Below are 12,853 nucleotides of genomic sequence, written 5' to 3'. Positions count from 1 at the left end.
CTTTCGTTACAGCAACGGCGCGAGGTATCCGGCCCAGCGCGAAACCGCTTCGGGGCTGCGCAGCAAGTCGTTGCGCACCTCGATCAACACCGAATCCAGGCCGCGGGCATCTCCGTGTACCGGTACTGTCATGTCGCCCAGCGGGTCAATCCTGTACGGCTGATTGCCTGCAACTGTCAGCGGATGTTTTTCCAGGTCGTCGAGCAGGCGCTGGGCATAGGCCCTGGCCTGGCCAAACAGCACACCAACTTCCATGGCGCGCGGCTGGCCGTAATACACCGGCGTAAAGCTGTGAATCCCGACTATGCGCACCGGTTGACCCTTGGCAATGCGCGCGTCGATCAGTGTTTGCAAGCGCGTGTGAAACGGCTTGAACAGCGTCTGCCGGCGGTACTCGCGCGTGGCTTCGTCCAGCTCACGATTGCCCGGCACCTGATAGATCTCGCTCTGCACCGGAATGCTGTCGGGGGCATGCCGTGGCCGATTGAGGTCGATCAGTAGCCGCGAATAGTTAGCGCTCAACAGCGTCGCGCCGAGTGTTGCCGACAATTGCTCGGCCAGTTCCAGCGCGCCAATGTCCCAGGCGATGTGCTCGCGGGCGGCTGCATCGTCCAGGCCCAGATTATTCAGGGCCTCGGGGATGTAGCGACTGGCGTGCTCGCACACCAGAATCAATGGATGCGTCGAGTCGGCGCGGCTCAGGTTGTAGACCGGTCTGGTAAACAACCCCAGCTCGGCGGATTCAGTACACGCGTGCATAGTGCTCACAAAGTTCAGCGATCGAGAGCTGTTCCGTCAGCGCCAGTTCCTCGGTTTTAAGGGCGTAATAACTGTCGAGCAACGGTTTGGGCAGCCATTCGTTGAGGGCTGCACTGTCGCGCAGGCAATCCAGTGCCTGAGCCAGCGAGGCAGGCAGGGCGACGATGCCCCGCGCCTGACGTTGCTCGTCATTGAGTGAATCGGGGATTTCATTGGTGATTGCGTTCAGCGCCAGACGCTGTTCGATGCCCAGCCGTCCCGCGATCAGCAGCGCGGCCATCGCCAGATGCGGCGAGGCGGTGGCGTCCATGGCGCGAAATTCCAGGTTGAACTGCTTCGCCACGGCTTTGCTGCCCAGCGTCGAGGTCGGGCAGATGCGCAACGCCGCTTCGCGGTTCTGTTGTCCCAGGCAGGCGTAAGAGGCGCTCCAGTGATTTGGCTGCAAGCGCTCGTACGAGAGCGGTGTCGGTGCGGTGATTGCACACAGCGCCGGCAAGTAATGCAGGATGCCCGCCGCCCAATGCTGGCCGAGGCTCGACAGACCATTGCTGGTGCCTGCGTCGTAGAGCATCGGCTGGCCGTCCAGATCAAGCAGGCTGACGTGCAGGTGCACACCGTTGCACATCGCATCAGCGGCGGTCTTCGGTGCGAAGCTCAGGTCCAGGCCCATTTGCCGGGCGATCTCACGGGCAATTTCGCGTACGTTCACCGCGCGGTCTGCGGCCGCGACCCCCAGCGCCGGTCGGCAAGTGATTTCGAATTGATGCTTGCCGTATTCGGGCAGAAACATCTCCGGCTCGACGCCGCCGGCACGCAGAGCGCTGAGCAGCCAGCCGCCAAATTCAGCGCCCTGACGCTGGGCTTCAAGCGAAAACGCCGGGGGTTCAGCCGGATCTGCATGCAGGTTGAATTCATGCTCGAACGCGGCGTTGACCTGCAAGCCCAACTCGTCGCGGTAACGCTCGATCTCATCGCGCAGCAGCGTGCGTGGGCAGGCGCCGAATGGTCGACCGTCGGTTTCGCGAAGATCGCCGTGGATGAAGTCCAGCGGCGGGGCGTTCACATCCGGCCCGTTGCTCACGGTAACGCGGCTGCCCAGATCCGGGATCAAACGCAGATCGCCATAAGCGCCCCACGGGCTGGTCGAAGCAATGGAGTCCTGCGGGGTCAGGGCGCTGTTGGCCGGCACCCAGCCACAACCGGGGGCCTGATAATGCTCAAGTTCGTCGGTGGGGAATGAGCGTCCACGGGTAATGCCGATCAGGTCAGTGGTGACGATAGTGGTCATCGGCAACGGCGTCAGACGGGCGCTCATGGCTGCATCTCCTGCAACCGGCCGAGCACGGTGTCGGTGTCGGTGATCCAGCAGTAACCCTTGATCGCGTTCAGGCACGCCTGATGGCGTTCGGCAGTGTGGGTGGCGCAGGCGTCCTCGACCAGAGTCACCAGATAGCCACGGTCGGCAGCGTCGCGCACGGCCATGTCCACGCACTGGTCGGTAACGATGCCGGCGATGATCAAATGGCGGGTTGCGAGGTTGCGCAGCACATAATCGATGTTGGTCGAGTTGAAGACCCCGGACGAGGTTTTCGGCAAATAGATTTCGTTTTCTGCGGGCGTCAGTTCGGCGATGATCTGTGCCTGCGGGCTGCCTTTGGGTACGTTCAGATTCGACAGTTTGTGGTCCAGCGAGCGGTCGCGGCCATCGGCGGTAAGACTCTCGATGACGGTGTGCAGCACGTTCTGTTGCGCCGCGCGAAAGCCATTCAGCAGACGTTGTTGATTGGGCACGACCTGCGTACGCACACGGCTGCGAAAATACTCGCCATCCGGCTCAGTGAGGTGCGGGTCGAACTGCGGATCGAGCCAGGCACGCTGCATGTCCACCAGCAACAAGGCCGTGTGGTCGGTGACAAAGGGCAGGTCTCGCGGCGAGCGGTGTGGAAGGGTGAACATCCTTATTTATCCTCCAGAAGGTGCGTATTGAAGTCGTTGCGCAGGGCGTCGATGCCTTCCAGGCGATCGGCCAGATTCGTGGTGCGCAGGGTCAGGCTGGCGATCAGTGCTTCGACTTGCGCCAGCGCCGGCACCATGGTGTCGAACGGCGAGGCTGACTCTACGGGCGCGCTGATAATCAGGTCGGCCAGTTCGCGCAGTGGCGAGGCGTAGATGTCGGTGAAGAGCACCACGCGTGCGTTGTTGTTTTTCGCCGCGCTGGCCACGCGCAGGGCCTGGGACTGGTAACGGCGATAGTCAAACAGCAACACCACATCCTGGCGTTGCAGATCGAACAGGCGATCAGGCAGTTGCGCGTTGTCTTCCAATGCAAAGCAGCCGGTGCGCAACAGGCGCAAGTGATTGAGCAGGTAGCTCGCCAGCAGGCTGCTGAAGCGTCCGCCGAAGCAGTGCACCTGATGCCGGGTATCGAGCAGCCAGTCCGTGAGGATGCGTACGTCTTCAGGCTGAGTCAGCGATTGCGTTTCAATCAGCAGGCGATGGCTGTCGGCCAGATAATGACCCCAGGCGTCGTCCTTGTTTTGCTGGGCACGGGGTTGCAGCAGGGTGCGTGGTGAGCGCAGGCGATGATCCATGTCGCTCAGGAGCGCATCCTGGAACTCGGCGTAACCGCCGAAACCGAGTTTTTTCACCAGTCGCACGATGGTCGGGTCGCTGACGCCGGCGTGTTCGGCCAGTCGTGCCATCGGTCCCAGACCGTTGCGTGGGTATTGATCAAGCAGGGCGCGAACGACTTTGCGTTCTGACGGTGTCAGATCGAGGCCGGGATCGGTGATCAGGTCTCTGAGAGGGGGCATCCTGGCTCCTGCTGGATGAGTGTGTCGAATTCGCTTCACAATCCGTTAAAACAGTATTTATGTAACTGATGTTACATGTCTAGTGAATTTTTCAGTGTGTTGAAAAGGCTCCGGAATGGGGCAAGATGCCCGTGTAACAAGGGCTACACGGAAGGCGACAGGCTTTGTAGTCCATTGCTCATGAAGATGTGAGACATTGCCGATTTTTTGGCATACCCGAGTGATAGGGCGATGCACCGGACAGCCCTGAGGCCCTTGATGTACGGCACAATTGCCCACTGATCGGCCTTGCGCCGTTGTTTCTCATGACTCTCGACAGAGTGATTGATCGTGCAGACCACCCGTTTAACCCTGATTTGCCATGCGCGAACCGTCGCACAAAAACTGGCGCGATTTCCTACGAATGAGCCTGTTGAAAATATCGGCCTGGCTTCTGACGTGTTGGCTGCGCGACTCGACGTCCCGCGGCGCCTGATCTGTGCGCCTGAACTGCGTACACGTCAGACCGCCGCGTGGTTAGGTGCCGACGCACATATCGATCAAGCGCTGCGCGATTGCGATTGGGGGTTGTGGCGCGGGCAGGCGATCAAGGATCTGCAACATTCGCAAACCGCGGCGCTACAGGCATGGCTGGAAGATCCAGACGCCACGCCCCATGGCGGTGAATCGATCGCGCAAGTGTGCGAGCGAGTGTCGAAGTGGCTGGTCAGTCTGCAAACCACGCCGGGCCATGTGGTGGCGGTTACGCATCCGTTCATCATCCGTGCTGCGTTGATCCAGACCCTGCGCGGCACGGCTTTTCATGACATTGATGTCGAGCCATTGTCAGTGGTCGAACTGCGCTTCACCGGGCGCTGGCGGCTACGCTTGCCTGGTCTCGACATTGAAGGAGCACGCTGATGAAGCAGCTGCTGGTGATCGGCATCGGCGCCGGTAATCCGGACTACATCACGATGCAAGCGGTGAAAGCGCTGAATCGGGTGGGTGTGTTCTTTTTGCTGGATAAGGGCCAGAGCAAGGACAAACTGATCGATCTGCGTCGCGAGATTTGTGAGCGCTATATCACCGATCGTGCGTATCGCTTCGCCGAGGCCGACAGCCCGGAACGCGAGCGCGGCGACGTGGACTATACCGCCAGCGTCGATGATCTGAACCGCGCCAAGCAGCAAACCTTCGAACGGCTGATCAACGACGAATTGTCTGACGGCGAGTGCGGAGGTTTTCTGGTGTGGGGCGATCCGGCGTTGTACGACAGCACCGTTCGCATCCTGCAGGCGATTCTGGCGTCGGGTCGCTGTGCCTTCGAGTTTGAAGTGATTCCCGGGATTACCAGCGTTCAGGCTTTGGCCGCGCAACACAAAGTGCCGTTGAACACGATAGGCCGCTCCATTGAAATCACCACGGGCCGGCGCCTGGCAGCAGGGCAGGTGAGTGATGCCGACAGTCTGGTCGTGATGCTCGATGCCGAAGATTCCTACCACCACGTGGCTGATCCGCAGACAGAGATTTACTGGGGGGCTTACCTGGGCACGCCGGATGAGATCTTGATCAGCGGCAAACTCGGCGATGTGGCGGATGAAATCGAGCGCGTGCGCAAGGCTGCGCGGTTGGAGCATGGGTGGATCATGGATACGTATTTGCTGCGCAAGCCTTAGATTTTTGCGGCTGGACCGGTCTCATCGCGAGCAGGCTCGCTCCCACAGGGTTTTATGTTGGGGAGACAGCGAGCGGATGTCGTGGATCCGCCCGCTGTCAGTAGTGCTCTTTTACGCGCGTTCCAGCGCCAGGGCCACGCCCTGTCCGCCGCCGATGCACAGGGTCGCGAGACCTTTTTTCGCATCACGCTTGATCATTTCATGCAGCAGGGTCACCAGCACCCGGCAACCCGACGCACCGATCGGGTGACCCAGCGCGATGGCGCCGCCGTTGACGTTGACCTTGTCCAGATCCCATTGCAGATCCTTGGCCACGGCCAGCGATTGTGCGGCGAAGGCTTCGTTGGCTTCGATCAGGTCAAGTTGCTCGATTGACCAGCCTGCCTTGTCCAGGCAGCGACGGGTGGCCGACACCGGGCCGATGCCCATGATCGCCGGGTCAACGCCCGCGTTGGCGTATGCCGCGATGGTCGCCAGTACTGGCAGGCCCAGGGCTTTGGCTTTCTCGGCGCTCATCAGGATCACCGCCGCGGCGCCGTCGTTGAGCGACGATGCGTTGCCAGCAGTGACGCTGCCGTCCTTTTTGAACGCCGGGCGCAGTTTGGCCAGCGATTCAGCGGTGGTCTCGCCACGCGGTTGTTCGTCGACCTTGAAGGCGACCGGATCGCCTTTGCGCTGCGGAATCAGGATCGGTGTGATTTCATCGACAAAACGCCCGGCCTCGATGGCGGCAGCGGCTTTGTGCTGGGAGGCGGCAGCGAAGGCGTCCTGCTGTTCGCGGCTGATCTCATATTTGTCGACGAGGTTTTCCGCGGTGATGCCCATGTGGTAATCGTTGAACGCATCCCACAGGCCATCGCTGATCATGGTGTCGACGATTTGCGCGTGACCCATGCGCAGACCGGTGCGTGCGCCCGGCATTACGTAGTTGGACAGGCTCATGTTTTCCTGGCCGCCGGCGATAATCACGTCGGCGTCACCGCAACGGATGGCTTGCGCGCCAAGGTGCAAAGCCTTGAGACCCGAGCCGCAGACCTTGTTCAGGGTCATGGCCGGCACCGCGTGGGGCAGGCCAGCCTTGATGGCGGCCTGACGCGCCGGGTTCTGGCCGGCGCCGGCGGTCAGTACCTGGCCCATGATCACTTCATCGACCTGCGCACCGTCCAGACCGGTCTGTTCGAGCAACTGGCGAATCACCGCTGCGCCCAGATCAACCGCGGATACGCTGGCCAGGGAACCCTGGAAACTGCCGATCGCGGTACGCGTAGCGGCAACAATGACGACGTCTTGCATTTTCAAATTCCTCACTGGGCAGCGAACTGCATTTCCGGTACGTGATCAGGCACGATCAGTTTACCGGCGGTTTTGGCCACGATCTCTTCTACACTGACACCCGGCGCGCGCTCTTTGAGAATGAACGCACCGTTCTCGATTTCCAGATAGGCCAGGTCGGTCAGCACACGCTTGATGCACCCGGCGCCGGTCAGCGGCAGGCTGCACCGGGCTAACAGTTTGGACTCACCGTCCTTGGACGCGTGGGTCATGATCACGATGATGTTTTCTGCGCCGGCTACCAGGTCCATGGCACCGCCCATGCCCTTGACCAGTTTGCCGGGGATCATCCACGAGGCGATATTGCCTTCGACGTCCACCTCAAATGCACCCAGCACGGTGAGGTCGACATGGCCGCCGCGGATCATCGCGAAAGACTCGGCCGAGGAAAAAATCGAAGCGCCGATACGTGCGGTCACGGTTTGCTTGCCGGCATTGATCATGTCGGCATCGATGGTTTCTTCGGTAGGAAAAGGACCCATGCCGAGCAGGCCGTTTTCCGATTGCAGCATGACTTCCATGCCTTCGGGGATGTAGTTGGCGACCAGGGTCGGAATGCCGATGCCGAGGTTGACGTAGTAGCCGTCCTGCATTTCGCGGGCGACGCGCTGAGCCATTTGTTCGCGGGTAAGTGCCATGTTGTTGTTCTCCGTAGGCCTGAATTATTTGCGGATGGTGCGCTGTTCGATGCGTTTTTCGAACGTGCCGCAAATGACCCGGTCGACGTAGATGCCGGGAGTGTGGATGTGCGCCGGGTCCAGTTCGCCGGGCTCGACGATCTCTTCGACTTCAACCACGGTGATCTTGCCGGCGGTGGCGGCCAGCGGGTTGAAGTTCTGCGCGGTGTGGCGGTAGATGACATTACCGAAGTGGTCGGCTTTCCAGCCTTTGACGATGGCGAAGTCGCCGGTGATGGACTCTTCCATCAGGTACTTGCGACCGTTGAATTCGCGCACTTCCTTGCCATCGGCCACCGGAGTGCCGACGCCAGTAGCGGTGAAGAAGGCTGGAATGCCAGCCCCGCCTGCACGCATTTTCTCGGCAAGGGTGCCTTGCGGGGTCAGGATGACTTCGATTTCGCCTTTGAGCAGCTGCTCTTCGAACAGCTTGTTTTCGCCGACGTACGAGGCGACGACTTTGCTGATCTGGCGATCGGTCAGCAGCACGCCGAGGCCAAAACCGTCGACGCCACAGTTGTTGGACACGACGGTGAGGTCGCGGGTGCCCTTGCGCTTGATCTCGGCGATCAGGTTTTCCGGAATCCCACACAGACCGAAGCCGCCAGCGATAACGGTCATGCCGTCTTCAAGCCCGGCGAGGGCTTCCTCGTAGGAACTCACGCGCTTGTCGAAACCTGCCATATGCACCTCTTTTATTATTTGCGGGCGGCTGGCTAGCCGAATGGTTGGAGTGTCTCGCTGAAGGATATATTTGTTAAGTTGATTTTTAGGGTTGATTGATAGATAAAACTCAATAATAGCCAAATTCACTGAATCGACGATTTGCCTGATGACCGAAATAGCCGAATCGACGAAATCCTGTAGGAGCTGCCGAAGGCTGCGATCTTTTGATTTTATTTTTCAAGATCAAAAGATCGCAGCCTTCGGCAGCTCCTACATTAAGGACGTACAGCGCCCATGACCATCAAACAAATCCGTGCCTTTCTTGCTGTGGCCCAGAGCCTGAGTTTCGCCGTGGCCTGCGAGCGGTTGCACCTGTCGCAATCAGCGCTGAGCCTGACCATCAAAGCGCTGGAAGAGGGCTTGGGCGGACGGCTGTTCAGCCGCAACACGCGCAATGTGGCACTGACCGCAGAAGGTGAATCCCTGCTGCCGCTGGCCCGACGCCTGATCGCCGACTGGGATAACGCCGAAGACGAAATGCGCCAGCGCTTCAGCCTGCAACGCGGGCGGGTGACGCTGGCGGCGATGCCGTCGTTTGCCGGCAACCTGCTGCCGCCGATCCTCAAGACCTTTCGTGCGCGCTATCCCAACGTCAACGTGACGGTCAACGATGTGATCAACGAGCAAGTGCTGGAGATGGTGCGCGACCGCCAGGTGGAACTGGGGGTGGCATTCGAACCGATGCAGAACACCTCGATGACATTCACACCGCTTTATATGGACCGGTTCGTCGCGGTGGTGCCACAGGATTCACCGCTGGCCGCGCGCACCGAGATCGACTGGAAAACGTTGTTACAGGAGCCTTTCATCACGCTACAGCGGCCGTCCACGGTGCGGGTGATGCTCGAAGAGCACTTGCAGGCGCGGGGCATGAAGTTGCCGGTGGAATTTGAAAGCCATCAATTGGCGACCGTGGGGCGGATGGTTGCCAGTGGACTGGGCGTGAGCGCTGTGCCGGCGCTGTGTGCCGAGCAGATGCAGGAATTGGGTGCGCGGTGCCTGACGTTGAATGACTCGGTGGAGCGGGCTATTGGCGTGTTGACTGAACCGGGCAATGAACTGTCCGCGGCGGCGCAGGCGCTCTTCGACATCCTCAGGGCTGAGCACTCTGTCATCGGTCAGCCCATTTGCAATGCACGCTGACCGCTAAACGAATGACCGGGATGGTTGATGGGCAAATATAAACACCTGTCTCAAATGTTAATTGCACCCCGCTCACAACTCACCGAAGCTATCCTCCATCAGCTTTCCCGCCGTCGAGATGGACCTCTATTCAATGCAGACCCCCAGCGTCACCAAACCCCTCTGGCAAACCTACTTGCTGTTTCTGGCGCCGATGGTGCTGTCCAATTTCCTGCAGTCCATGTCGGGCACGGTCAACAGCATTTACATCGGCCAGATGCTTGGCACTCAGGCGCTGGCGGCGGTGTCGGGGATGTTTCCTGTGGTGTTCTTCTTTATCGCGTTGGTGATCGGCCTCGGCGCGGGTGCGGGAGTGTTGATCGGCCAGGCCTGGGGGGCGCGTGAGCCGCACATGGTCAAGGCGATTGCCGGGGCGACGCTGTTGCTGGGTTTATTGATTGGTTTGCTTGCGGCGGTGTTGGGCAGTGTGTTTGCGCGGCAGGCGTTGACGGGTTTGGGGACGCCCGCGGATGTCCTGGACGATGCGGTGGCGTACGCCCACGTGATGATGTGGATTCTGCCGTCGCTGCTGGTGTTTGTGCTGTTCACGCAGTTGCTGCGCGGGGTCAGCGATACGGTGTCGCCGTTGCTGGCACTGGTGGTGTCGACCTGTGTCGGGCTGGCGCTGACGCCGGCATTCATTCGTGGCTGGTTCGGCTTGCCGCAACTGGGTATTCAGAGTGCAGCGTATGCGGGGCTTGCGGGTAACCTGGCGGCGATGGCGTGGCTGGCGTGGCGGCTGATTCGCAAGAACCACCCACTGGCGCCGGATCGGGAGTTTTTTGCGGCGTTGCGGCTCGACAGGGTGATCCTTGGCAAAGTCCTGCGTATCGGTTTGCCGACCGGCGTGCAGATGATTGTGTTGTCGCTATCGGAGTTGGTGATCCTGGCCTTGGTCAACCAGCACGGCTCGCAAGCGACGGCGGCGTACGGCGCGGTGACGCAGATCGTCAACTATGTGCAGTTCCCGGCGTTGTCGATTGCGATCACCGCTTCGATCCTCGGCGCACAGGCCATCGGCGCGGGGCAACTGGAACGGATGGGGCCGATCTTGCGCACCGGTCTGTTGATCAACGTGTGTTTAACCGGCGGCTTGATCGTGCTGGGTTATCTGTTGTCGCACTGGTTGCTCGGCTTGTTCCTGACCGAGGACCCGACTCGGGCAATGGCCGAGCATCTGTTGCACATCATGCTCTGGAGCCTGTTGTTGTTCGGCTTCCAGGCGATCATCGGCGGCATCATGCGCGCCAGTGGCACGGTGCTGGTGCCGGTGGTGATCGCCATTGTCTGCGTGGTGGGCGTGCAGTTGCCGGCGGCCTATTGGCTGGACGGGCAGTTTGGTTTGCAAGGTGTCTGGATGGCGTTCCCGGTGGCTTATCTGGGAATGCTGGTGTTGCAGACGCTGTATTACAAACTGGTCTGGCAGCATCAGAAAATCGAACGCCTTGTTTAGCCCGTGTAGGAGCTGCCGCAGGCTTCTACAGGGTAGGCAGATCAGCTGGCGCAACTGCCTGATGTTTGCCTAAGTCAATCGAGGCCCTCGACGGCGAGCGTTGTCTGGAGAAGCCCATGTCAATCCGATTGCTGCTCGCTGCCGCGTTTTACCTGTGGGCCATCCCCGCGGACACCGTGGTGTCCAAAGACATCGCCATCAAGTTCAAAGTGGTGGCGCCACAGCAGTGACGCCAGCCCGACACCTCAATGACTGCCGAACAACTGACGGATCAGGTTCGGGGTGCTGCCGGTCCAGCGTTTGAACGAACGTCGAAAGTTGGCGGCATCGGTAAAGCTCAGGTATTCGGCGACTTCGTCGTTGCTCATGCCCTTGACCTGATACAGGTACAGCGCCACGTGTTTGCGCACCAGATCCACCTGTTGCTGGAACCCGCTGTCGTGTTTTTGCAGCTTGCGCTTAAGGGTCGCCGGGCTCATGGCAAACGCCTGCGCAGCCTGTTCCAGGCTCGGTGGCTGACGGACGTGGTCCTGCAGATGACGGTAAAGGCAATCGGTGAAGCTGGCGGCAAACCCTAATTGCTCAATCTGCCGCGTGGCTTCCTGGCGGGCGACCTGACCGGCCGTGGCGGAGGCGCCGGGCCACGGTCGGGCGAGAAATTCGCGCGGGATGCGCATCAGGTCCAGCGGTCGCTTGAACTGTGTGTGCTCGCCCAGATGCACCCAGTACTGCTCGACATAACGCGGCTCGGCGTGGCTGAAGCTGCACTCCCACGGCAGGCGCTGGCCGCTGAGCCACTGACTCATGGCGATCAGCGAAGTCATGCCGGCTTCCAGCAGAAAACGCCATTGCTCGCCAGCGCCGCAACTGTCCAGCCAGTAAACGTAGGCAAAACTGTCATCGAGCAGCAGACGCGGTGTCATCAACGGGCTGAGCAAGGCCTGTTGCTGCACCAGCGTGTCGAGCGCCTGATGCAGATTTTGAGCGTGACGCAAGGCATGGCTGGCCGCGCCGTAATGGCCGGGCAGCAAGCGTTGGCCGAAAAGGAAACTGCTGTCATCGGCGTCGAGCAAGCGCCGACTGTTGCCGATCAGAGCGAGAAACTGCTGCGGACTGAGGCGAGTCTGGCCGGCCAGAATGTCTTCATGAAACAACCCGGTGCCGCGCAGGAGTCGGTGGCTGTCGATGTCACGCGACAGCGCCAGGTCGATCAGCGTCGCCGGTTGGTAATGCCCAGGGATGAAACGGCTGTCGCTTTCGTACCAGTTGGTTTTGACGGTCATGGTCGGCCTCAGGCGCTTTTGGCCAAGGGCGACTTGGCGCGTGCCAGTGCCAGGTTCAAGCGTTTAAGCAGCGCTTCTGGCGTCTCATCGAGGGCCATGACAGCCGCGGTACTGGCCGCCAGTTGCAGGCGCTCGCCGTGTTGACGGGTTTTGTGCGCAAGCGCTTGCACGGCGACCTGCAGTTCATGCGCGAGCAGTTGCGCCTGACGTTCGCCCGTATTGGGCAGCAGCACCACAAAGCGGTCGCCGGCCAGGCGACAGAGCAGATCCTGACGGCGCAGATTGAGCAGCAGCAAATGGCTGAGGGCCTGCAACACGGCATCGCCTTCGGCATGCCCGTAGGCCTGATTGATCGCGGCGAAGTTATCCAGATCCAGCACCAGCAAGGACAGCGGTTGTTGCTGGGCGATGCTCTCGCCGAGGCTGGCGGCCAGTTGCCGTTTCAGATAATCGGCGCCGCCCAGCGGGGTGAGTTTGTCGAACAGCCGGTGCTCGCGGAACAATCGCTCGCGTTTCTCCATCTGCGCGCTGATCGCCAGTTGTTCGCGGTGCCAGTGATAGATGCCGATGGTCAGCAGCACCATGCCCACCGGCATCGGTCCCGACTCCAGCCAGTGATCCCAGGTGATGCTGTCGGGCAGGCGGATGAATTCGTCGAGGCTGTCGATCCACCAGGAAAAGAAGATGCAACTCAGCCCCAGCGCCAGGTAATTGGTGACCCGCCCGGCCGGGCGGCTTTTCAGCACCAGGCCCAACCAGACCAGCGCCAGCAGCGCCGAGCCACCTTCGCCGATGATGTCCAGCCAGACCCATTCGCTGACCGCTTTAAGCTCGCCGCACGCCAGGTGCAAGAGCAAACCGAAGTTCGCCGCCAGCAGCAGTGCGACGAGTTTCCAACGATGGGGTTTGAGCACTGAGAACATGGCCGCGATCCTTTGGCGAAGAAGCAATGCGCGCCAGCACAGCAGATGTT

General features: G+C 60.6%; 13 protein-coding genes. 4 read left to right on the top strand and 9 right to left on the bottom strand.

Annotated features, from left to right (window positions below; all coding sequences use genetic code 11):
- Nucleotides 1–6 precede the first annotated feature (6 nt).
- Genes IEQ42_RS19875 through IEQ42_RS19860 form a run of 4 tightly spaced genes read right to left on the bottom strand, consistent with a single transcriptional unit; the run spans nt 7 to nt 3,572 of the window.
- Nucleotides 7–759 carry an N-formylglutamate amidohydrolase gene (locus IEQ42_RS19875; protein WP_210704832.1) on the bottom strand — a complete coding sequence of 251 codons (753 nt, stop codon included), beginning with the start codon at nt 757–759 and terminating at the stop codon, nt 7–9.
- Nucleotides 743–2,074 carry a type I glutamate--ammonia ligase gene (locus IEQ42_RS19870; protein ID WP_210704831.1) on the bottom strand — a complete coding sequence of 444 codons (1,332 nt, stop codon included), beginning with the start codon at nt 2,072–2,074 and terminating at the stop codon, nt 743–745. Before IEQ42_RS19870 ends, IEQ42_RS19875 begins: the two co-directional genes overlap by 17 nt.
- On the bottom strand, nt 2,071–2,715 hold the full coding sequence (locus IEQ42_RS19865; protein ID WP_210704830.1) for a cysteine hydrolase family protein: 645 nt from the start codon (nt 2,713–2,715) through the stop codon (nt 2,071–2,073). Before IEQ42_RS19865 ends, IEQ42_RS19870 begins: the two co-directional genes overlap by 4 nt.
- Nucleotides 2,716–2,717: 2 nt before the next feature.
- Nucleotides 2,718–3,572, bottom strand: coding sequence for a MurR/RpiR family transcriptional regulator (locus IEQ42_RS19860; protein WP_210704829.1), 855 nt, complete (start codon nt 3,570–3,572; stop codon nt 2,718–2,720).
- Between the two features lie 330 nt (nt 3,573–3,902).
- On the opposite strand from IEQ42_RS19860, the gene IEQ42_RS19855 reads away from it, so the two are divergent.
- Both IEQ42_RS19855 and cobF read left to right on the top strand, forming a co-directional pair.
- Nucleotides 3,903–4,472 carry a histidine phosphatase family protein gene (locus tag IEQ42_RS19855; RefSeq protein ID WP_210704828.1) on the top strand — a complete coding sequence of 190 codons (570 nt, stop codon included), beginning with the start codon at nt 3,903–3,905 and terminating at the stop codon, nt 4,470–4,472.
- Nucleotides 4,472–5,227 carry a precorrin-6A synthase (deacetylating) gene (gene cobF, locus IEQ42_RS19850; protein WP_210704827.1) on the top strand — a complete coding sequence of 252 codons (756 nt, stop codon included), beginning with the start codon at nt 4,472–4,474 and terminating at the stop codon, nt 5,225–5,227. Before IEQ42_RS19855 ends, cobF begins: the two co-directional genes overlap by 1 nt.
- 111 nt (nt 5,228–5,338) lie before the next feature.
- On the opposite strand, the gene IEQ42_RS19845 is transcribed toward cobF, so the two are convergent.
- From IEQ42_RS19845 to IEQ42_RS19835, 3 genes are read right to left on the bottom strand one after another with little or no spacing between them, the layout of a single operon-like run.
- Complete coding sequence (locus tag IEQ42_RS19845) at nt 5,339–6,520, bottom strand: acetyl-CoA C-acetyltransferase (protein WP_210704826.1); 1,182 nt, start codon at nt 6,518–6,520, stop codon at nt 5,339–5,341.
- Between the two features lie 11 nt (nt 6,521–6,531).
- Complete coding sequence (locus tag IEQ42_RS19840; protein WP_210704823.1) at nt 6,532–7,197, bottom strand: CoA transferase subunit B; 666 nt, start codon at nt 7,195–7,197, stop codon at nt 6,532–6,534.
- A 24-nt stretch (nt 7,198–7,221) separates the two neighbouring features.
- Nucleotides 7,222–7,920 (bottom strand): CoA transferase subunit A, encoded by a 699-nt coding sequence (locus IEQ42_RS19835; protein WP_047300578.1) that lies wholly within the window; start codon nt 7,918–7,920, stop codon nt 7,222–7,224.
- Nucleotides 7,921–8,196: 276 nt separating this feature from the next.
- Between IEQ42_RS19835 and IEQ42_RS19830 the strand changes: the two genes are divergently transcribed.
- Together IEQ42_RS19830 and IEQ42_RS19825 are read left to right on the top strand one after the other, a co-directional pair.
- Nucleotides 8,197–9,105, top strand: a complete 909-nt coding sequence (locus tag IEQ42_RS19830; protein ID WP_210704821.1) for a LysR family transcriptional regulator — start codon at nt 8,197–8,199, stop codon at nt 9,103–9,105.
- Between the two features lie 133 nt (nt 9,106–9,238).
- Entirely contained in the window at nt 9,239–10,597 is a 1,359-nt protein-coding gene (locus tag IEQ42_RS19825; RefSeq protein WP_210704819.1) for an MATE family efflux transporter, read from the top strand.
- Between the two features lie 245 nt (nt 10,598–10,842).
- Here the strand turns inward: IEQ42_RS19825 and IEQ42_RS19820 are convergent, their stop codons facing one another.
- Together IEQ42_RS19820 and IEQ42_RS19815 are read right to left on the bottom strand one after the other, a co-directional pair.
- On the bottom strand, nt 10,843–11,880 hold the full coding sequence (locus tag IEQ42_RS19820) for an AraC family transcriptional regulator (RefSeq protein WP_210704818.1): 1,038 nt from the start codon (nt 11,878–11,880) through the stop codon (nt 10,843–10,845).
- An 8-nt stretch (nt 11,881–11,888) separates the two neighbouring features.
- Complete coding sequence (locus tag IEQ42_RS19815; protein ID WP_210704817.1) at nt 11,889–12,803, bottom strand: GGDEF domain-containing protein; 915 nt, start codon at nt 12,801–12,803, stop codon at nt 11,889–11,891.
- Nucleotides 12,804–12,853: the final 50 nt, after the last annotated feature.

This window comes from Pseudomonas iridis, assembly GCF_017980685.1.
GTDB classification, from domain to species: Bacteria; Pseudomonadota; Gammaproteobacteria; order Pseudomonadales; family Pseudomonadaceae; genus Aquipseudomonas; species Aquipseudomonas iridis.
This window is presented reverse-complemented; position numbering and strand designations above follow the sequence as displayed.

Coding starts and splice junctions, on each gene's coding strand:
- IEQ42_RS19875 (WP_210704832.1), bottom strand. CDS start 759: ATGCACGCGTGTACTGAATCCGCCGAGCTGGGGTTGTTTACCAGACCG.
- IEQ42_RS19870 (WP_210704831.1), bottom strand. CDS start 2,074: ATGAGCGCCCGTCTGACGCCGTTGCCGATGACCACTATCGTCACCACT.
- IEQ42_RS19865 (WP_210704830.1), bottom strand. CDS start 2,715: ATGTTCACCCTTCCACACCGCTCGCCGCGAGACCTGCCCTTTGTCACC.
- IEQ42_RS19860 (WP_210704829.1), bottom strand. CDS start 3,572: ATGCCCCCTCTCAGAGACCTGATCACCGATCCCGGCCTCGATCTGACA.
- cobF (WP_210704827.1), top strand. CDS start 4,472: ATGAAGCAGCTGCTGGTGATCGGCATCGGCGCCGGTAATCCGGACTAC.
- IEQ42_RS19845 (WP_210704826.1), bottom strand. CDS start 6,520: ATGCAAGACGTCGTCATTGTTGCCGCTACGCGTACCGCGATCGGCAGT.
- IEQ42_RS19840 (WP_210704823.1), bottom strand. CDS start 7,197: ATGGCACTTACCCGCGAACAAATGGCTCAGCGCGTCGCCCGCGAAATG.
- IEQ42_RS19835 (WP_047300578.1), bottom strand. CDS start 7,920: ATGGCAGGTTTCGACAAGCGCGTGAGTTCCTACGAGGAAGCCCTCGCC.
- IEQ42_RS19830 (WP_210704821.1), top strand. CDS start 8,197: ATGACCATCAAACAAATCCGTGCCTTTCTTGCTGTGGCCCAGAGCCTG.
- IEQ42_RS19825 (WP_210704819.1), top strand. CDS start 9,239: ATGCAGACCCCCAGCGTCACCAAACCCCTCTGGCAAACCTACTTGCTG.
- IEQ42_RS19820 (WP_210704818.1), bottom strand. CDS start 11,880: ATGACCGTCAAAACCAACTGGTACGAAAGCGACAGCCGTTTCATCCCT.
- IEQ42_RS19815 (WP_210704817.1), bottom strand. CDS start 12,803: ATGTTCTCAGTGCTCAAACCCCATCGTTGGAAACTCGTCGCACTGCTG.